Below are 19,812 nucleotides of genomic sequence, written 5' to 3'. Positions count from 1 at the left end.
CGTTCATACTTTCCGAAAAGTCTAGGGACAATGGTGAGATGGTTTGGGGAAATAGTCGGTTATTTTGATGGCAGAACTACCAGTGGTACTGTAGAAGGAATTAATAATAAACTCAAGTTAATTAAAAGACTTGGGTATGGCTTTCGTAATTTTAGCAATTTTCGATTACGCAGTTTATTAAACTGGCACTTTTCTATTAATTCTCCATAAAAGTAACGGATGAACCGAAAATCTAAATTATCATTAGGATAATACTCTTGTTTTTCTTGTCCAAACTTGAATAAATATATCGTTTTATTGCCAATCAATCTGATTGATGAATCTTCAATTTTTAACATTGTTCCTTCCGGCAATCCTACAACATAAATATCTGGATTTAAAACCAGAAATTCTTCCAGTCTTTGTTCTCTTGTCTCTCCATTGTGATTTGGGATTACTGCATTTGTATAGTGGGGGTTGATTTGAAAAGGAACTAAATTCAACCCTTGAAAACTTATCGGTTCAATTATTGGCATATCATTACTTGTTTTGATGGTAGGACAAGCAACATTAGAACCTGCACTCCATCCGATATAAGGAGTTCCATTACTAACTTTATTTCTGATGTCCTCAAGTAGTTGAGTCTGGTGTAAGCAATGTATTAAATGAAAAGTGTTGCCGCCTCCGACTACTACAGCTTCTGCATTTTTAATTAATTCATGAGGATTTTCAACCAAATGAATAGCATCAACTTCATAACCTATATCTTGAAATACTTTTTCAACTTTTTTGGTATAGTGCTGATAAGTTGAAGTAACGGCTGCAAAGGGGATAAACACTATTTTATTGACAGAGCTTCCTAAAAATTTTTTAATTTCCTGACGGGGATAAAATAAGTATTCTTCACCGATATTTGTTGAATTACTAAGTAATAACAATCTTTTTGACATGGTTTATTTCCTGTAGTTGTAATTATCTATACTAAAGAAAGGAGGCAAGGGGGTAGGGGGAACAACTGAGACGGAGCTTGTACTTTGCCCCGGTTTAAGCTGTATCAATATTGCTCAAGTTGACAAATAAAATTCAATATGAGTGATGTAAATTTCTCAAGATACCAGAGTCCCCATTTGTGGAAACTTTCTTCTACAGTAATTAATTTAGAGTCTGGAACCAAAATTTTACCCCTTTAGGGTATGAAAACTATAACTGAGATGTGTATCTCTGAAGTAAGAATAGGATTGTGACTTTTGCCGTTAAGCCTCTCAAGAACGTCCGCTTTTTAGTTGAATTGAGACTAAATTAGTACAGTTAACCTAATCATTCAAGAAGTTGGGAGACTAGCTGTTGGTAGAACTTGCCAACGCTCGTCAAGTTAAGCTCAAACAAGCAACTAGAGGAAATTCCTGCACAGAGCAGCAGTCCTGGAGCTAATGCAATTCGCTACTATTGCCATATTGGCGCGAGTGGATGGTAAATTTTTTAGTTTTCAGAATTCTGTAGATGTGATTGCTCCTCTGTCCTGCTACAATTGCAAAAAGCCAGCCTTTCACCTCCAAGGTCATCCATCGGGGCTAGCGAGTCACCAATGACCATGAAAATTGTAAATCCCTCTAAGCGCCCACGCTTAGAGGGATTTTGGGTATTGGTATTTGGTATTGGGTTTTTGACTGCTAGGTTAAATTATTTGCTTTCTCAACTGCTTCCTTTAACTCTTCAAAGGTAATACTACCGTCTTCGTCTGAATCATAATTTACTAGTAATTCCTGGGGGCTACTGGTATTTGTTTCTGATGAGATGATTGCACTTAAGCCAGGACTTAAAAAAAGCTCATTAATGGATACTTTGCCGTCTTGATCACGATCTAATTTATTAAAAAGAGATTGAAGCTCTTGCTCGGTTGCCATAAGTTTCTATCTGAAGAACCGTTTTTCAACTTAATATCTCATTAATCTCTGATTAATTTCTCAAAATTAAATAAACTTGTGTCTTTAGACGTAGAAACTGCGATCGCTGGGGCTTAGACGTTTTGATTTACTCTATTCCACGCACGGCGGGAGGATTTGCCAATGCCCGTCAGCGGTGATGAGAAGTTTGGCTTGTAATGAGGGTGTAGCTATATCGTTTGTAGCAGGCACACCTCGCAAGCAATAGTTTATTGGTCTAATACCAAGCTTGGGTGTAAATCAAACCATCCATTCAGTCCACTGTGGGGCATCTGTGACCAGTTGAGCAAACTTTTGAGGGTAAGCATCCTCAAACTCCAACATCGGTTCATTAAGCTCCAGGCAGATCAGCCCGAAGATTAGAGAACGCTTACGGTCAAAAGATGTAGAAACAGCGCCCCACGTCAAGGAATAACAAGAGGTGGGTTTGAAATGATTAAAAGTTGGGTTTGAAAGTGCCATGCAAACCATAGGGGACGTGATGCTTTAAGTGCAGACAAGCTATAGGCCCTTGGCTGAGGCATTTCCCATCCAAAATTACAACATCAGTGCGGTGGTGGGCAGCATCATAAACCAGGGTGATAACCCAACCATCATCCTCTGCTAAGGGTGTAGAGTTTTCATTTACTCTTGAGCGCGGTATAAAAACAGGTTCTCCCACAAAGCCTTTGGGAGCAGCACTCCAAAATTCCTGCTGTCCCGATTCTGGATTAATTTTTAGTATGGCTTGGAGAGGCGCATTGCCCTCAGCTTGATGAGCAGCACCTAAAAAAATCCAGCGATGGGGTTGTCCAATTAGGTCAGGAGAGACTTTGGGAAACTCTACACATCGGGGAGCAACTAGCTGCCGCCTAGCCGCCTTCTTACTCAAATCCAGGTGAAACCGCCAAAGTTGACCAATGGGTAATTTATCAAAATCAGTATTATCTGGGTAACTACGCTTGTGGTCAAGACTAATAAAGTCTTGGTAACAAATCGAGTCTACAATTATTTCATCTCCCTGTTCAAAGGCATTGGCGTGATGAAAGACAAAGCAAGAATCAGTTTCTAAAACCTGTACTGCTTCTCCTTTGCGGCGAGGAATTATCCAAACTCGCGTGGGTCGATTTAGCTGAAGCTTAATAGACTCTGCCGCTCCCCGAAAGCCAAAAACGTAGGGGAAGGGATTGAAAGATACAGGGGGCTGGAAAAACAGGCAATAATTGGGGGTAATGGCAAAGTCATGGATAAAAACAAAGCCTGGAACTCGATGTGTCAAGTGCTGAACTACAGTTCCGGCCAGGTCTAACTCATAGGTATGAATTTTCGAGAATAGACCAGCATTGATAGCAAACGCGACCAGACGGGAAGCTTGAGCGGAGTCCCCTGGGTCAATCTTAGGATGAGCAGCAATAGGAGACTCTTTACGGAGCAGACCGTCGAAGGTTTCAATGCCCAAAGTCTCCAAAGTTTTGGGGTTGAGGCGATAAGGATTTGCGGCTTCCCACAGAGCTAATAGTTTCTCTCCCCAATATATTACTTGCGTATTGGCAATATTTTTGAGCCGCAAATCAAAGACATTAGCTAACCAGCCTCCTGGTTTTTGTGTGCCAAATACACCTCGGTAGAGCATACGTTTAGCAGTGCGTTCGGCCAAGTAACCCTCAGTTTCGATAAATCGATTACGAAAATGGGCTTGTCCTTGGGAAAAAGTAATGGCGCAAATCATGCCATCTCCATCCCAAGGATGGTGGAGTGGCTGACCATTCACATCTAGCAGCCCTGGGCCATTGCGAAACAATGTACCATTAAGTTCTGGTGGAATTTCGCCCTCAATATCATCAATCAAATAGTCAAACTCTTGCTTAAGAGAGCGGGCCCCACCTTTCCAATCTTCAAAAGTGTAAGGTCTGGGTTGTTTGGAGGAAAAATCGGTCTGCACAGAGGTTGTCCGTTTAGTCATTCCTAAATACCATGATGTAATTTGAAGCAAGTTCCTAAAGAACTCCAAAGATTCCACGCGAGAGATGAGATTTGAAGTTAATGAGCTTTTAAGTTGCATAAGAGCAGGGCTGGAACCGCTTACTACAAGCGAATGGTTCTGAAAAAATGAATGTCGATTAGCTTATTACTCGTCTTTAGGTAATAAAAATTTCTCAAAATCCTCCTCTAAAGTCTGCTTGGTAAATTCAGGAAAAACTATGACATTAAACAATTCTTGAACTGCTTTGCCTTTCTTCTCAATCAAATGCTGATAATCTTTTTTCACTGAATCTTCTCGTTTGTGATGACGTTCCTCGACTGAATACTGCTGCTGACGAATATCTGGTAGCCAAGTTGAGTGTATTGTCATGGCAAGATTCAATGGCTTATCCTTTGAACTAGCACTCAGCCGATAAACTGGTTTATTCTTTAAATCATCAGCATGAAAAATCCAAAACTCATCTGTAGCACGGTCAGATTGACTAGGGTCTGGGTCTAACATTACCGTACACACAATGAAGCCATGAATTGACTTATCTATATCTTCAGGACAGAGAAGAGAACTAGGAATAAATTGCGTTGAACTAACATAAGTTCCAGAGGGGAAATGATATGAATCAACAATTTTCATCTGCTGTGTATCTAAACGCAGTAGAGTAATTGGTTTGTTCTCCTCTTTCCGTGGTAATTGTTCAGCTGGAACAACTCTACGTGGATCTAATTTATAAGCATCATAAATACGCTGAGGTATCAGTTCCCATGTAAACCCTAAAGATAACCAGTAAATATTTTGAACTTCTGTAGCTGTTTCTGTTAGCGAATCATGGTTGAGTTCACGATGAGTATATAAAGATAGCGCCCAAGTTGATTGAATATCTTGAACAGTTTTGCAACTTTCTATTTTTCCTGTTTCGCCATCAACCACATATCGTCCGAGAAAACCTAAATCAGTTGAACCAACCATCATTCCCTCTAAATCTTCACGAAATGGCTTATCAGGAACAGACGTATCATGGCGCGTAATCCATTCTGTAACATCCCAACCGTTGACATGACCAACGTGAAGTGTAATAAATTTATTTTCAGGATTACTATAGTCAGCTGCGAAATGCGAAATCTCTCTAGGTAATGTCACCTTTTGGACGGTGATTGTTGTTCGATTATCAGGTAAATTTTCTATAGAATATCCTTGGTTAACCTTATCTAAATCTTGGCGATTAATAATATATAAGTTAGCAAATGGTAGAGGTTTAATCGCCCGAAGGAAAATGGAATAAATCCAACTACCTAGTGAATAAGTTCTATTAAATTTCCACAATCTTAAAAATCCAAACAGGAAAGGAGTAAATATTTGTGAAAACTCCATTCTAAAGGCGATATCAGCCAGAATAATATATTTCTCGGTTATTGCTAATTGATGAAGAGATTGGTCAACCACTACTGGTTGACCATCAGGTAGTACTAATCGCCAACGTTCCATAGTAGGCTGTAAGCCTTTGTGTTTATCTGTAAATCGATAACGAATCAAATCAGTAAAGCGTCCTAATTCCTGCTTGGGATTAAATTTTATTTGTAACAAGGCGTAGAATGATTTGACTACTTTGTGGAAGCAATTACTATCTAATACCCAGTTGACAGGTTTTTGAAATTTGCCATTGTAACCTGTTGAATAATTTGTCGTAAATAGCTCATCTTGCTTACCATTTGAGCTATTAATATCCGTAACATAATGGGCTGAACTAATGTAAGTCTCAAAAATGTTAATCCATGTAAGCCTAGAAATAACCGGAAAAATACCGCACCATTCTTCAGTGGAACCTACTGGTTCTAATAGTTCCATACTGTCTGGGTCAAGTTGGTAGGCGCGACCAGCATCCATTGTTAGTAAAAGATGATCTCTAGTCCTTAAAAAAGCTGTATTTAATTGATTTCTCGACCCCAAAGTGATACTAAAACGACTAGGGCCTCCATTACGAAAAGCTGCAAAGTAGCAAAACCTTTTATACTTTTCAACAAAATAAGAAAGTATTTTCTTATTAAACAGGGCAAATGGTATGGGTTCTACAGAATTATCTGCTAGATAGAACTGCGTAGCCAGATCTGCATAGTAGCAGGGGGTTTTGGCGATTCTGGTTTTGAGTATTGCTTTGCCATCTTCAAAGCCCAAACGATACACCATCCCATCGCCTGTATAAAGTTGAGTTCCATCTTCTTGAGGTTTATTTTCAGATTGAAACAAAGCCCCAACGATGAAAGCATAGCCATGCAAACCTGGTGGTAATTCGGCTAATTCTAGCTCGGCTAGGGAAATAATTTCATTTTGTCCATCTTTATTTTCTTGCTTACGAATTTCTAGATGCCAACATCCCTCATGACGACTGGTTTTGATGACAGATTTCGGAATATGAAAACTCTTGGAAGATTTTCCTGTAGAACTAACATCTTTACTCACCATTTAAATATCTCCCCAAAATTTGTTAAAAATAATAATCCAATCTGGCTACTTATTAGACTGCACCCAGTTCTCTTAACATTGCTAACTGAGCCTGGGTTAAACCGCTAGCACCTGTAATTTTCATTCCTTCGTATGGTCTTTTGGCTTTGAGGATCTGAAAACAAGTTCCCGCTTGCATGTCCCAGAGCCTAATCGTTTCATCCTCACTGGCACTAGCAAGGATTGAGCCATCTTGAGAGAAAGCGACTGACCATACCCAATTTGAGTGACCGATGAGAGTGTTCAGACAACTCCCTTCCTCAACATCCCAAATTTTCACAGTTTGGTCGCAGGAACTGCTGGCAATTTTTTGACCATCTAGACTAAAGCTAACAGCCATTACCCAGCTTGTATGTCCTTTCAACGTATGCAAACACTCACCTTGATTGACATCCCAGATTTTGACTGTTTGATCTAGACTTGGGCTAGCAAGTAAGCTACCATCTGGACTAAATGCGATCGCTCCTACTCTGCCTGAGTGTCCTTTGAATACTTTGATACATCGGTTGTCTTGCAAATCCCAAAGCCTGATGGTGCTGTCATCACTCCCACTGGCTAAAATCCCTCCTTGAGGGCTAAAAGCTACTGCTGCTACTCGGTCTGTATGTCCGTGTAAAGTTAACCGACATTCACCAAGGTTGAGATCCCATAGTTTGACAGTATGGTCGAAACTGCTACTAGCTAACACCTTACCATCTGGACTAAAGGCTAGTGACCAAACTTCATCTGTATGGCCGATGAAAGTATGACTGCATTCACCACTTTTAAGATCCCAAAGTTTGATAGTGGCATCTTGGCTACCCCCCGCAACTATCTCCAAGTTTGGGTGAAAAGCCACTGCTGGTAAACCTTGAGAGTATGCTTTCAACTCGTGCAGACATTCACCACTCTTCAAGTCCCAAATTCTTAAAGTATTATCTCTGTGCCCACTGGCTAGCATTTGAGCATTGGGACTAAAAGTTACAGTCTTAACCCAGTTATTATATCCGTGGATGGAAGCAATACACTTGCCGTTACTAACTTGCCACAGCCTAATAGTTTGGTCTTCACTGGCACTGGCAAGAGTTTGGTTATCTGGACTGAAGGCAATACCCCAGATTTGATGGTTGTGACCTTTGAGAGTATGAAGGCAAGTACCAGTCTTTGCATCCCAAATATGGATAGTCTGGTCTGCACCACAACTAGCAACTAGCTGGTTGTCCATGCTCCAAATAGCCCTCCATACCCATCCGGTGTGACCTTTAAGAATTCCTAAACACTGATAATTTTCAGCACTCCAAATTCTCACCGTGCTATCACAGCTGGCACTGACTAGCAACGCGCCATTCGGACTGAAATGAGCTGCCCCAACCCAGTTCTCATGCTCCGTAATCGTATAAATGCATTCTCCAGTTTCAACATCCCAAATTTTGATCAGATTGTCAAAGCCACTGCTGACCAATTGTTTGCCATCTGGACTAAAATGAACGGACATCACTCCACCGCTATGTCCGTGGAGAATTTTTAGATAACAGCCCTCTGACACCTGCCAAATCCTAATGGTGAGGTCGCTACTTCCACTGGCAAGCATTGAACCATTTGGACTGAAAGCCAGTGAATAGACACTGCCCGTATGCTCAGATAAGGTATGCAAACATCGACCGGACTGTAGCTGCCATACTTTAACGGTTGAATCTTCACTAGCACTAGCAAGTATCTGTCCATTTGGGCTAAAGGCAATCCTGCGTACCCAATTGGTATGTCCTTGCAGAGTTAAAAGACGTTGTTGATCTGCAACTTGCCATAAATGAATCTCACAATTGGCATTACCACTTGCGAGGGTTTTACCATCAGGGCTGAACGCAATTGATATCACCCCGTTGAAAGATTGAGTGAAAATAGATTTAGAAAAACGACACTGGGAAAAATTAACATCTTGTAAATTTATATCCTGTAAATATGCTTGACAAATTGTTAAATGAGAAAAATCATAACTACTCAAATTAGCTTGAATTTGTCTGAGAAGATTAAGGATATTGCCTGCTGTATATCCAAAATGGGTTGAAGCCTCTTGTTTAAACTTTTTGAGAAGTTCCTGCAACTGAAGCTGAATTTGGTGGGAACTACCCAGAGCTAATATTAAATTATCAATAACAGGGGCTAGGATGAGACGAATTTGTGCTTGTCTGAGATAATCTTTGCTCTGAGCTTTAATTAGGGCGTAATTTCTCAAAAATTCATGGCTTTGATTGACGATTTCCTGATATGTGAGAGCTACTAATTGATCGGTAACGTACTCCATCAACACAGGCTGAAGCGTAAAGCGATCTCCTGTACGCTCTAGGGGAATCTTGCGTTGCAGCACTCCCAAAGTTGCAGGTAGTGCTGCCTTAGCAGTTGATAACATCAAATCTTCCCGTAACTCTACTAGGGACACTGGTTCCCGATTGATTGCTAACCAGTACAGCACTTCACAGCACTCTTTGGGAAGCCTTTGAAAATGCCAAGATAGGAGTTCTTGCAAGTCGTGAAACACTGGCTTGCCTTCCCTTAAAAATTCGGCAATACTGCCAAAAAATACTTCCAGTATGTGTTTACTAACAAATTGCAGTGCTAGAGGATTGCCATCATAAAGCTGAATCAACTCCCGCCAGTCTTCTTCACTAGCTGTAAAATCGCCAAGCCCTGCAATAATCTGTTTTCCAGCTTGGATATCTAACCCCTGTAACACCAAAGAGCGCACCGGACGAGTTGGCCCATCCATTAAAATGAGTTCTTGGGGTTTTTCGCGGCTTGTCAGCAGTAAGCAACTTTGATGCGCCACTTCCCCAACCTGTTTAATTAACTGTCCATAGTCTTCATAATCATCTCGATACCGACCGATGGGATCTTCGGCTAGGAGAAGAGTTTCCGCGTTATCTAGCATTAGGAGACATCGGTGGGTTTTCAGGTGGTGGAGCAACAAAGAGATGCGTTCGCTAATTGTCTCTGGTAGTGTTGTCTGCTGCTGTCTGGAAAGTACTTTAATTAAGTCTGCAAGTAGGTCAGAGAGCAGAGGAGCATTGAGAAGCGATCGCCAGATGACAAATTCAAACTCCTCCTGGATACCTTTGGCTAACTGAAGTGATAGGTCTGTTTTGCCAATCCCACCCAATCCCAGCTTCAGAGAAAGATGGGTCTTGCCGATCCCCCGCATTCCGACAATTGCCACACATCGAGTGCGATCGCGAATAATCCAATTTTCTAGAGTTTCTAGTTCCTCTGTTCGTCCAAAGAACACTTGCACATCAGGAGCATCTCCCCAGTCTGCATAGGAATTGGAGGGTTGTTGATTTAGCGTTGCTGAAGCGGTTGTATTATTTTGTCGCGGTGCAGTTCGCTTCAGTACTCCGTGCAGGTTATTTTTGGTAACTTTTTCTCCTAAAGCTATCGAGAGCGATCGCCATAATTCAGAGCCAACGTCCTTGATGTGACCAGCATCATATTTAACCTCTCGTGTCATTTCTAGGTAAGTTTTCCCCTCCCAGGAATAACGGAATACAATTTCTTGAACTTTTGTTAAGCGTCCCCGTTCCAATACTTGCTCGACTAGTGCGATCGCTTCTTCAATCGTCATTTATCCACGTAGAAAGACCAGATTAACTACGATATTCCCACCAGAAACTTGATTTTTTCAAAAAGTTTACGTAAATCTACCAAAAAGATCCGACTTTTCTCCGACTTTTTCCGACCGTCAAACTTTATACCATTCAGTAAAGTATTTAGATAAGCAGTATTCATATCCCCAACTTCTTATAGAAGTTCATATTAAATACTATCTACTCCGGAAAATGTCCTAAAAATTTGATTCGTACTTGTGGGCGTGACGAACTAAGTGTAAAATAGCACATATTGTCGAGAAGAATTACAAAACCTCCCTTTTTGATTTACTAACTTGCCCATCAACAGTTCTTTTTGGGAATGTTTTTATCTGAAGACAATACTGAAGCTCAAAGTTAAAACCTTCTAAAATCAAGGGTTTTGAGAGTCTGCGGTACAAAAATTTACATAGTGGTTAATTTTGCACATACTTCGTCATACCTCCTTATTACTTTCTTTAGATAAAAAAGTCTGCCTAATTTTTCTCATGTTATAGATTGTTTCCCCTTGACGATTAGCCCTGATAGGATGAATTAAATATGCAATTCCATGAACGGCTTATTAGTCTGCGGGCTAACGAACAATCTGCTGAAGTCATGAAAATTAACCGGGAACTTCAGCAATCCCTCGAAGAACTCCAGGTGATGTCCAAGGTACTGCTCCAACAAAATGAAGAGATGACTGTTGCTTATGAAATAGCCCAATTGGAGCGCCAGCGTTACCAAGACTTGTTTAAGTTTGCTCTGGATGGTTACTTGATAACCAATACAACAGGGAGTATCCTAGAGGCCAACCACTCAGCAGCAACCTTGCTCTCTGTACACCAAAATTATTTGGTAGGCAAACCATTAATAGTATTTATTGCTCGGTCAGACCGTCATGAGTTTATCACCCGACTGAATAATTTACAGCATCTACAGGAGTGGGAAATTAACCTACAGCTACGGGACAGCACATCTTTCCCGGCTAGTATTAGAGTAGCTGCTGTGTACGACTCACAGGATTATTTAGTCGGTTGGCGCTGGTTACTCTGTAATATTAGCGAGCGCAAACGGGCAGAGTCACAATTACGGCAGAATGCGTTTTATGATGCACTGACAGGTCTACCAAACCGAGCTTTGTTTATAGAGCGCTTAAAACATGCACTCCAGCAAGCTAAACGGTAAAAGAATTACTTATTTGCTGTATTGTTTCTCGACCTGGATCGGTTTAAGGTGATCAATGACAGTCTTGGACACTTAAAAGGAGACCAATTTCTGCTTGCTATTGCTAACAGGATAAAAGTATGTGTACGCTCCATAGATACAGCGGCACGGCTTGGGGGAGACGAATTTACAATCCTACTAGAGGGAATCCAAAATGTGTCAGACGCCATACAAGTGGCCCAGCGGATTCAACAGGAAATGGCGTTACCCTTTGAGCTTGGCGAACAAGAAGTGTTCACAACGGCAAGTATTGGTATCGCGTTGAGTTCGACACTAAACTATGAACAGCCAGAAGACTTGTTGAGGGATGCTGATACGGCAATGTACAAAGCTAAAGCGTTGGGCAGGGCGCGTTATGAGCTATTCAAATATGATATGTATAAGTCGGCTCTGGCGAGATTACAGTTAGAGACCGATTTGCGCCGAGCAATTGAACGTTTTGAGTTTCGCCTTTTTTACCAACCGATTGTTTCGCTCACTAGTGGCTCTATTATAGGTTTTGAGGCGCTGTTGCGCTGGCAGCATCCAGAGCGTGGTCTACTCAATCCGACAGATTTTATTCCCTTAGCACAAGAAACTGGGCTAATTGTCAAGATTGGCAACTGGGTGTTGCATGAAGCCTGCCGCCAGATGCAAGCTTGGCGGGTGCACTATCGTTCCAACTCGCTAAAGAAAATCAGTGTTAATCTCTCCGTCAAGCAATTTTCTCAACCGGATTTGATTGAACAGATTGGGCAAATTTTGCACTCGACTGGTCTTGATGCCTGCTGTCTTGCACTAGAGATTACTGAAAGCGTAATTGTGGAAAACGGCGATGTGGCAACTACCACACTCTCACAACTTAGAAACATGGGCATTGAGTTATCAATTGATGATTTCGGTACAGGCTACTCTTCATTAGGTTGTCTCCATAGCTTTCCAATTAGTGTGTTGAAGATTGACCGTTCTTTCATAAACCCAATAGCCGCTAATAGTAGGAATTTAGAAATTATTGAGATAATTGTCACATTGGCACACAAACTGGGTATGGATGTGATCGCTGAAGGGGTAGAGACAAAGCAGCAACTAACATTTTTAAGAAACTTGAGATGTGAATATGTCCAAGGATATTTTTTCTCTCCTCCACTGGATAGTTTAGCCGCAGCAGCATTAATTACAGCAAATCTTCAGTGGTGATGAGTCTAAAATAGAGCCTCTACAGTTTATCGCCAACCCAAACACATAATCTACTGCGAATTGCGACTCACACCAACTCATTATCTCTTCACGCGAATATGCGCTGTCGTTAAAAAAAGTAATTTGCTCATCAGGGGAAGTGGGCAATGTGGTAACTTGTTGATGAGAAAAGATTTTGATGCAGTCTGTCATCAAGTCATAGAAAAAAGGTGCGTGCCTCAGCGATCGCCAAATGACGTACTCAAATTCTCCCTGTCGCTGTTCTGCTAACTTCACTGAGAGTGCGGTTTTGCCCATACCACCCATACCTAGCAGTGTAACTACACGGCAGCGATCTCTCACAATCCATTGGTTGAAGGTTTCTAATTCAGTAGTACGTCCATAGAATTGAGAAACGTCGATTGCTTCCCCCCAGTTTGTGTAGTTCGTGAAGGGTTGAAAGTTTAAGGATGACGAGGCGTTTGTGTCCTTTTGTCGCTGTGCGGTTCGCTTCAATACTCCGTGCAGATTATTCTTGGTAACTTTTTCTCCTAAAGCTATCGAGAGCGATCGCCATAGTTCCGAACCAACATCTTTAATGTGACCAGGATTGTAATCGGACTCTATCCCTCTTCTGTCACTCTCCGAAAACATTTGCCTTTTCTAAAATCTAGAGCTTTTGTATAGCAAGCGATGTCTACGACGGGCTACGCCTACGCGCGATTATTTTCTAATAAAAAATACAAGACCGATTTTTTTCTAATAGTATAGCTTGTATTGATTGACTGATATAGCTTCTAGAGATCGCCCTCTCGGAAAGTGACAGAAGAGGGCTATAGCTATGTCGAAGTAGGTCTGTCCTGCCCATGACTGACGGAAAACAATATCTTGAACTTCTGTTAAGCGTCTCCGTTCTAATAATTGCTCGACTAGGGCGATCGCCTCTTCTACCGTCATTTATTTCCGTAGTAATACAGGTTAACTACGATATTCCCACTCTAAACTTGATTTTTTTCATAAAGTTTACGTAAATCTACGAGAAAGACCCGACTTTTTCCCGACCTTTTCCGACCGTCAATCTTTATACCAGGCTGTACAGTATTTATGTGATTCAGTTGTAGTACAGAAATCTGCCCAACAATTGAACACAGGTAAAGTGTTTATCCAAATACTGAAAAATTTCGAGTGCGATAAATTTTGTATCTAGTTGAGCCATAGCAGTTGTGAGCGACGATGGTGATTCGTTCGCTGGTTTTTTCTGACTAATGGTTGGGAATTGGGATGCGATGCGATCGCACTTAAGTTATCAGGGTTTGGGAGGGGTGCGATCGGCTTGGCTTCTAGGATTGCAATGGAAGTTATAGAACTTTGAGAAGCACAATTTGGGAAGTGGCACACTACCAATCACAGCCAAAATTATAGAAATACAAATCGACAAGGAATAAAAGAAATGGCAAATTCGCCCAAAGCAGATAGAGCAGATATCCAAGCGTTAATTCCTGAAGGTAAACCACGTTGGATTTCAAACACCATTACTTATAACTTCATGCCCTCTTTACCGATCGCTTACACAAAGGCATCTCCGATTGTAGCAATTGTGCAGGATGGAAGTGGTCCTAACATTACTACATTTCAACCCTTTAGCGAAAGCCAAAAATTAGCTGCGGAAGCTGCATTGCAACTCTGGGCTGATGTTGCAAATATTACCTTTGATCGCAAAGCAGACAAAGCGCTACAACTTGCTGATTTCTTGACTCCAGGGTTTAAGACTGCTCTAAACACTATTGGTATATATGATGATTTTGCCAATGCTGTTGATAGCGCTGCTGGAAAGTATCTAGGTTTTCCAGTTGTAGAAGGGGCTGACATTCGCTTTGGTACAGATGATCAAGGTGAAGAATCTTCAGGCTACGCCTTCTACCCACCAACTGAACTAAGAAGCAGGATAGAAGAAGCAAAAAACAATTTCTTTGATGAAGTCGATAGAATAATCAATTCTATCAATAATGCTATTGATAAAGTAAATGATGCCAATCTTCTTAATCAACTTCCTGGTGTAGAAATTAATCTCATCCCTAAACTTCCAACTGCTTCCAAAATCTTTCCTTTTGGGACACTTAAACTTGGTGTTTATGGTGATGTTTTTATCAACAATAACTATGAAACTGGAGGTAAAGATAATAAGCCTGAATTAATTGGTATACCAGGTTCAAATGGTTTTGACACACTGATTCATGAAATCGGACATGCTCTAGGATTAGAACATCCAGGCAACTATAACGCAGGTGGAGGTGGTACGGATGCCCCATATCTGGCCGCAGTAAAGGATTCCGACCGATATACCATCATGTCTTACACCAATGCTTTTGGTACTGTGAAACCTGAAACGCCTATGATATATGACATTGCAGCGGTTCAGGCATTGTATGGTGCAAACACTAAAACTCGAAACGGCGATACACCTTATAGTTGGGATAAACCGTTTGCAGCAACAATTTGGGATGGTGGTGGTAGGGATACGATAAATGCTGCCAACTGGATGAACGTTTCAATAAACTTAAATGAGGGTGAATTCAGTTCAATTGGACTTGGAAATAATTTAGCGATCGCCTTTGGAGTCACGATTGAAAATGCGATCGGTGGAAAAGGCAATGACACTTTAATTGGCAATGGTGTCAATAATGTCCTTGGAGGTGGTGATGGAAATGATTACTTTGTTGGTGCGGCTGGAGCCGATACCTTGAATGGAGGAAATGGTTTAGACACAGCTTCTTACTCAAACTCTAGTGCAGGAGTGTCAGTAGACTTGACCAAGGGTACGGGCACCGGAGGAGATGCTCAGGGAGATATACTTCAGTCTATTGAAAACGTCGATGGTTCAGCCTTTGCGGATAATTTGACTGGTAACGCATACAACAATCTCCTCAAAGGTTTGGGTGGTAATGATGTTCTGAGAGGTAAAGCTGGCAATGATAGCCTTTATGGCGGTGCAGCAAATGATAAACTCTTCGGCGATGATGGTGATGACAGTCTTTATGGTGAGGCTGGCAATGATGAGTTAGCAGGTGGCGATAACAAAGATCGCCTCTATGGAGGTATTGATAATGACACTCTTAATGGTGGTCTAGGCAATGATAGCCTTTATGGTGAAAGCGGGAATGACTTCCTCTATGGCGATTCTGGCGATGACGAACTAACGGGTGGTGACGACAGCGATCGCCTATACGGAGGTATAGATAATGACACTCTGAATGGAGGTCTAGGCAATGATAGCCTCTATGGTGAAAGCGGGAATGACTTCCTCTATGGCGATGCTGGCGATGACGAACTAACAGGTGGTGCTGACAGCGATCGCCTCTACGGGGGTATAGACAATGACCGTCTTTATGGCGGTGCAGGGAATGACAATCTCTTTGGTGAAGATGGCAATGACCTCCTCAAAGGTGATGCTGGCAATGATCTACTGCTGGGTGGTGCTGGTGTTGATACTATATACGGTGGTACTGAATCTGACACTATATACGGCGGTGCTGACTATGATTATCTGTCTGGTGATGCTGGCAATGACCTACTGCTGGGAGAAGCAGGCAATGACTACCTGAACGGTGGCACTGAAGTCGATACCGTTAGCTACGACAACTCCCCCAGTAGTGTAGTTGTAAATATTGATGAAGCACAGAACTACCAAAATCCCGGCGGAACTTTCCACACAACCATAGTTACAACCAGCTTCATACCTACCGACACAGAACCAAGCTTTACGATCGCAGCAGGCACAGCTAAAGATGGCTTTGGCACCACAGATACCTTACGAAATCTAGAAAATATCATCGGCTCTGGATTTGATGATGTTTTAATTGGCAACAGCCTAAATAACCGCATCTCCGGCTTAGTTGGGAATGACCTGTTAGTTGGCAATGCTGGCAATGACTCCCTTGACGGAGGCGATCGCATTGATACTGTTAGTTATCGCCGCGATCCTAGCCGAGTCATAGTTAACTTAGAGCAAAACTACGCTAAAGATGGCTTTGGCGGTACTGACCAAATCTTTAATGTTGAAAATGTCATCGGTTCTGCTTTCAATGATGAAATCATCGGCGATGCCAAAGCCAATATTATCCACGCTAGAGATGGTAATGACGTTGTTAACGCCAGAAATGGCAACGACATCATTTTTGGCGAGGGTGGTAAAGACACTCTCTCTGGCGAAAACGGTGACGATTTCCTAGTTGGGGGTACAGATGCCGATCGCCTCAATGGTGGAGAAGGCAATGATACGGCTTCCTATTTCACCTCTGCGACGCGTGTATCTGTTAGTCTCACAACGGGTACTGGTTGGGCTGGAGATGCCAAAGGCGATCGCCTCGAAGCCATCGAAAACCTAGAAGGTTCAGAATTTGAAGATTTGCTGATCGGTGATGCTGGAAAAAATATCATCAGTGGCTTGGGTGGCAATGACCTAATCTACGGTGAAGCTGGCGGCGACTGGCTCGATGGTGGCACAGGAAGCGATCGCCTTTACGGTGGAGACGGTAACGACAACCTATATGGTCGAGCTGATGAAGACCTCCTCAAAGGTGAGGCTGGTAATGACAACCTGAATGGAGGAGACGGCAATGATCAACTCTACGGTCAAGACGGCAGAGACACCTTAAATGGCGATGCTGGCAATGACTATCTCGAAGGCGGCACAGGCGATGACCTCCTTGATGGTCAGGAAGGCAATGACCAACTTTATGGTCAAGAAGGCAATGATTATCTCGAAGGTGGTACAGGCGATGACCTCCTTGATGGTGGCATAGGCGAGGACTACCTCACTGGAGGAGACGGGGACGATCAACTTTATGGACAGGCTGATAAAGACACCCTAAATGGCGGGTTAGGTAATGACCTGCTGGATGGTGGGTTAGGCAATGACGAACTCAATGGCAATGAAGGCAACGATCGCCTCTACGGCCAAGTTAGTGAAGACACTTTAAGTGGCGGGTTAGGCAATGACCTCGTAGATGGAGGTGACAATAACGACCGACTTTATGGTGATGACGGTAACGATCAACTTTACGGTCAAGCTGGTGATGATAACCTCGATGGTGGAGCGGGAAATGACGCTCTCTATGGAGCTACTGGGACGGATACCCTTTTAGGGCAAGCAGGTGATGACTACCTCGATGGTGGATTTGGCGATGACCTACTCAATGGTAACGAAGGTAGCGATCGCCTTTACGGTCAAGCTGGTGACGACCTACTTAACGGCAACACTGGCGATGACTACCTTGATGCTGGGTTAGACAATGACGAACTCAATGGTAATGAAGGTAACGATCGCCTCTACGGTCAGCAAGGCTACGATATCCTAGATGGTGACATTGGCGCTGACTTCCTCGATGGTGGTACCGAAGATGACTATCTCTATGGCAGGGATGGTAGCGATCGCCTTTACGGTCAAGCAGATCAGGACTATCTTGATGGCGGCAATGACGATGACCGCCTTGAAGGGGGTACGGGTGATGACCAACTCTTCGGGCAGCAAGGGCGTGACTATCTCGATGGTGGCATCGGCGAGGATTTCCTTTATGGGGGTGATGATGCTGATAAGCTACTAGGGCAGACTGGCAATGACTACTTAGATGGTGGCTCTGGCGCGGATCAATTAGATGGTGGCGACGGCAATGACCAACTATATGGTCGAGACGGCGATGATACCCTTGATGGCAGTGTTGGCAATGATTACCTTGAAGGTGGAAACGGCAATGACCAAATGATCGGGGGCAACGGTAATGATTTCCTCTACGGTCAAGGCGGTAGCGATACCCTCAATGGCGGTGCTGATAATGACAATATATATGGTGGAGTCGGAGATGACAATCTCTTGGGAGGCGATGGCAATGATCTACTCTCTGGTCAAGAAGGGAACGACATTCTTGATGCAGGTACTGGCGATGATTATCTAGAAGGTGGAAACGGTAATGACCAACTCATAGCTGGATTCGGCAACGACCAACTCTACGGCGGCGATGGCAACGATATTCTTGATGGTGGCGCTGATAATGACTACCTAGAGAGTGGATTGGGCAATGACCAACTCATAGGCGGCGAGGGTGACGACCAACTTTTTGGTCAAGAAGGTAATGACACTCTTTATGGAGGCAGTGGTAATGACAATCTTCAGGGTGGCGACAATACCGATATCCTGAAAGGAGAGGAAGGAGATGATTATCTCTTTGGTAATGACGGCGATGACCAGCTATACGGTGGTGCTGGTAACAACTCACTAGAGGGTGGTGCTGGCAACGATCTGCTTTACGCCAATATCCCGCAGCCGGACGGAGATAATTATCTCTTGGAGCCAATCTACAACAGGGGTGGCAACGACTATCTTACAGGTGGCGGGGACAACATCCTAAATGGTGGAACAGGTGAAGATACATTATACGGCGGTAGCGGTCGTGATATGTTTGTGCTGGCAAGCGAGTCTGGAAGTGACACTATTTTCAACTTTACAGTCGGTAGTGATTATCTAGGTCTATTGAATGGTCTGACCTTTGAACAGCTCACCATTACCCAAGGCATTGGTACTGATACCAGCAATACTCTGGTCAGTAAACAGGATGGTGAACTTTTAGCCACGCTAATTGGGGTACAAGCAAATACCCTTAGTCTATGGGATTTCACTAACTTAGGGTAACAACTTCTTTAGATTCCCTCTATTTGCAAGGGGTGCCCATGAGCGAAGACTCATGGGCAATTTTGGTTTCCATCTTTTCTACCATCTCTTTTTTGAGCGATGGCGCTGTTTCGCCCGCCGTAGGCGATCGCCTACGGCGGGCAGAGGCGAAAAATGCTTTTAAAAACCTCTTAGTAAGAAACTTTAGAACTTAGGTTTTGACTTGGGTTGCCACAATGGAGTGATATCAAGGTTTTCAGCAGCAGATACGGCATTTCTAACCTACGCCGGTACGGTTTACACCCCTTTGATTTTTGTAAAGTCATCGTAATATTTATTTATATAAAGCAATATTTGCTTACATAAGCAAACTCAAGTAAAAGAGTAGGTAATAAAAGCGATGCTTTTGCTCTTTTGGCATCACGAGTTGTCAGAAATTCCCGCCCCAGCGTCAAATAATAGTGCATCCGCAGTTGAGGATACCACGCATTATCATCTTTCTCGATCAACTCAGGGGTCACGTCAATTTCATAGCGACGGGATAATTCCGCCTTGCGCTGCTGGTGTCGTTCGGTTTTGGTTTTCGCCCGTTTGTCTTGCAGCTTCTTGAGTTCAGTCTGCGCGAGTTCAACAGCAGAGGCGATCGCTTGACATTCAGCAGCATACAATTCAACAGACGCGGCTTTAACCGACTCGATAACTGCCCCGCTCTCATCATCGTCAGCATCGTCTGCATCGATAACGGTGTACCCGTCTTTGACCAAACCCGCAAGCACAGATTCTCTATCTGAC

The 19,812-nt window shown here is 42.8% G+C and carries 14 protein-coding genes and 2 pseudogenes; 7 read left to right on the top strand and 9 right to left on the bottom strand.

The window, feature by feature from the left end:
- On the top strand, positions 1-210 hold a 210-nt coding region (locus F8R90_RS13165; protein ID WP_196511116.1), incomplete at its 5' end, for a transposase.
- Positions 211-245: 35 nt separating this feature from the next.
- Here the strand turns inward: F8R90_RS13165 and pepE are convergent.
- Positions 246-929: pseudogene (pepE, locus tag F8R90_RS13160) on the bottom strand (dipeptidase PepE); the annotation flags it as partial.
- Between the two features lie 480 nt (positions 930-1,409).
- Here pepE and F8R90_RS13155 point away from each other — a divergent pair.
- Positions 1,410-1,568, top strand: a complete 159-nt coding sequence (locus F8R90_RS13155) for a hypothetical protein (protein WP_196511115.1) — start codon at positions 1,410-1,412, stop codon at positions 1,566-1,568.
- A gap of 81 nt (positions 1,569-1,649) precedes the next feature.
- Here the strand turns inward: F8R90_RS13155 and F8R90_RS13150 are convergent, their stop codons facing one another.
- The 4 genes from F8R90_RS13150 to F8R90_RS13135 all read right to left on the bottom strand — a co-directional run bounded on the left by F8R90_RS13150 (position 1,650) and on the right by F8R90_RS13135 (position 9,973).
- Positions 1,650-1,883, bottom strand: coding sequence for an EF-hand domain-containing protein (locus F8R90_RS13150; protein WP_196511114.1), 234 nt, complete (start codon positions 1,881-1,883; stop codon positions 1,650-1,652).
- Positions 1,884-2,358: 475 nt separating this feature from the next.
- On the bottom strand, positions 2,359-3,864 hold the full coding sequence (locus F8R90_RS13145; protein WP_196511113.1) for a carotenoid oxygenase family protein: 1,506 nt from the start codon (positions 3,862-3,864) through the stop codon (positions 2,359-2,361).
- Between the two features lie 165 nt (positions 3,865-4,029).
- Positions 4,030-6,339 carry a carotenoid oxygenase family protein gene (locus tag F8R90_RS13140; protein WP_196511112.1) on the bottom strand — a complete coding sequence of 770 codons (2,310 nt, stop codon included), beginning with the start codon at positions 6,337-6,339 and terminating at the stop codon, positions 4,030-4,032.
- 52 nt (positions 6,340-6,391) lie between these two features.
- Entirely contained in the window at positions 6,392-9,973 is a 3,582-nt protein-coding gene (locus tag F8R90_RS13135; protein ID WP_196511111.1) for an eIF2A-related protein, read from the bottom strand.
- Between the two features lie 562 nt (positions 9,974-10,535).
- Here F8R90_RS13135 and F8R90_RS13130 point away from each other — a divergent pair.
- The 3 genes and pseudogenes from F8R90_RS13130 to F8R90_RS13125 all read left to right on the top strand — a co-directional run bounded on the left by F8R90_RS13130 (position 10,536) and on the right by F8R90_RS13125 (position 12,377).
- Positions 10,536-11,162, top strand: a complete 627-nt coding sequence (locus tag F8R90_RS13130) for a PAS domain-containing protein (protein WP_196511110.1) — start codon at positions 10,536-10,538, stop codon at positions 11,160-11,162.
- Between the two features lie 15 nt (positions 11,163-11,177).
- Positions 11,178-11,552, top strand: a pseudogene (locus F8R90_RS33685) (diguanylate cyclase domain-containing protein); the annotation flags it as partial.
- Between the two features lie 24 nt (positions 11,553-11,576).
- Positions 11,577-12,377, top strand: coding sequence for a putative bifunctional diguanylate cyclase/phosphodiesterase (locus tag F8R90_RS13125; RefSeq protein WP_331000649.1), 801 nt, complete (start codon positions 11,577-11,579; stop codon positions 12,375-12,377).
- Here the strand turns inward: F8R90_RS13125 and F8R90_RS13120 are convergent.
- The 3 genes from F8R90_RS13120 to F8R90_RS13110 all read right to left on the bottom strand — a co-directional run bounded on the left by F8R90_RS13120 (position 12,351) and on the right by F8R90_RS13110 (position 13,754).
- Positions 12,351-13,010: an NB-ARC domain-containing protein gene (locus F8R90_RS13120; protein WP_196511108.1), complete on the bottom strand. Its 660-nt coding sequence runs from the start codon at positions 13,008-13,010 to the stop codon at positions 12,351-12,353. The genes F8R90_RS13125 and F8R90_RS13120 overlap by 27 nt on opposite strands.
- A 105-nt stretch (positions 13,011-13,115) precedes the next feature.
- On the bottom strand, positions 13,116-13,313 hold the full coding sequence (locus F8R90_RS13115; protein ID WP_196511107.1) for a hypothetical protein: 198 nt from the start codon (positions 13,311-13,313) through the stop codon (positions 13,116-13,118).
- A gap of 246 nt (positions 13,314-13,559) precedes the next feature.
- Entirely contained in the window at positions 13,560-13,754 is a 195-nt protein-coding gene (locus F8R90_RS13110) for a hypothetical protein (RefSeq protein WP_196511106.1), read from the bottom strand.
- A 52-nt stretch (positions 13,755-13,806) separates the two neighbouring features.
- On the opposite strand from F8R90_RS13110, the gene F8R90_RS13105 reads away from it, so the two are divergent.
- Together F8R90_RS13105 and F8R90_RS13100 are read left to right on the top strand one after the other, a co-directional pair.
- The gene (locus F8R90_RS13105) at positions 13,807-19,041 is read left to right on the top strand and encodes a M10 family metallopeptidase C-terminal domain-containing protein (protein ID WP_196511105.1); all 5,235 of its coding nucleotides are present in this window, start codon (positions 13,807-13,809) and stop codon (positions 19,039-19,041) included.
- A 38-nt stretch (positions 19,042-19,079) separates the two neighbouring features.
- Entirely contained in the window at positions 19,080-19,235 is a 156-nt protein-coding gene (locus F8R90_RS13100) for a hypothetical protein (RefSeq protein WP_196511104.1), read from the top strand.
- A gap of 123 nt (positions 19,236-19,358) precedes the next feature.
- On the opposite strand, the gene F8R90_RS13095 is transcribed toward F8R90_RS13100, so the two are convergent.
- Positions 19,359-19,796 carry a hypothetical protein gene (locus F8R90_RS13095; RefSeq protein ID WP_196511103.1) on the bottom strand — a complete coding sequence of 146 codons (438 nt, stop codon included), beginning with the start codon at positions 19,794-19,796 and terminating at the stop codon, positions 19,359-19,361.
- Positions 19,797-19,812 lie beyond the last annotated feature (16 nt).

Origin of the sequence: Nostoc sp. NZL (assembly GCF_015714705.1) — a bacterium.
Lineage (GTDB): Bacteria > Cyanobacteriota > Cyanobacteriia > Cyanobacteriales > Nostocaceae > Nostoc > Nostoc foliaceum_A.
The sequence above is the reverse complement of the archived record's forward strand: the minus strand, read 5'-3'. Positions and strand labels throughout refer to the sequence as shown.

Bases quoted from the DNA above. Each gene is read 5' to 3' on its own strand.
- F8R90_RS13155 (WP_196511115.1), top strand. From the start codon at position 1,410: ATGCAATTCGCTACTATTGCCATATTGGCGCGAGTGGATGGTAAATTT.
- F8R90_RS13150 (WP_196511114.1), bottom strand. From the start codon at position 1,883: ATGGCAACCGAGCAAGAGCTTCAATCTCTTTTTAATAAATTAGATCGT.
- F8R90_RS13145 (WP_196511113.1), bottom strand. From the start codon at position 3,864: ATGACTAAACGGACAACCTCTGTGCAGACCGATTTTTCCTCCAAACAA.
- F8R90_RS13140 (WP_196511112.1), bottom strand. From the start codon at position 6,339: ATGGTGAGTAAAGATGTTAGTTCTACAGGAAAATCTTCCAAGAGTTTT.
- F8R90_RS13135 (WP_196511111.1), bottom strand. From the start codon at position 9,973: ATGACGATTGAAGAAGCGATCGCACTAGTCGAGCAAGTATTGGAACGG.
- F8R90_RS13130 (WP_196511110.1), top strand. From the start codon at position 10,536: ATGCAATTCCATGAACGGCTTATTAGTCTGCGGGCTAACGAACAATCT.
- F8R90_RS13125 (WP_331000649.1), top strand. From the start codon at position 11,577: ATGTATAAGTCGGCTCTGGCGAGATTACAGTTAGAGACCGATTTGCGC.
- F8R90_RS13120 (WP_196511108.1), bottom strand. From the start codon at position 13,010: ATGTTTTCGGAGAGTGACAGAAGAGGGATAGAGTCCGATTACAATCCT.
- F8R90_RS13115 (WP_196511107.1), bottom strand. From the start codon at position 13,313: ATGACGGTAGAAGAGGCGATCGCCCTAGTCGAGCAATTATTAGAACGG.
- F8R90_RS13105 (WP_196511105.1), top strand. From the start codon at position 13,807: ATGGCAAATTCGCCCAAAGCAGATAGAGCAGATATCCAAGCGTTAATT.
- F8R90_RS13100 (WP_196511104.1), top strand. From the start codon at position 19,080: ATGAGCGAAGACTCATGGGCAATTTTGGTTTCCATCTTTTCTACCATC.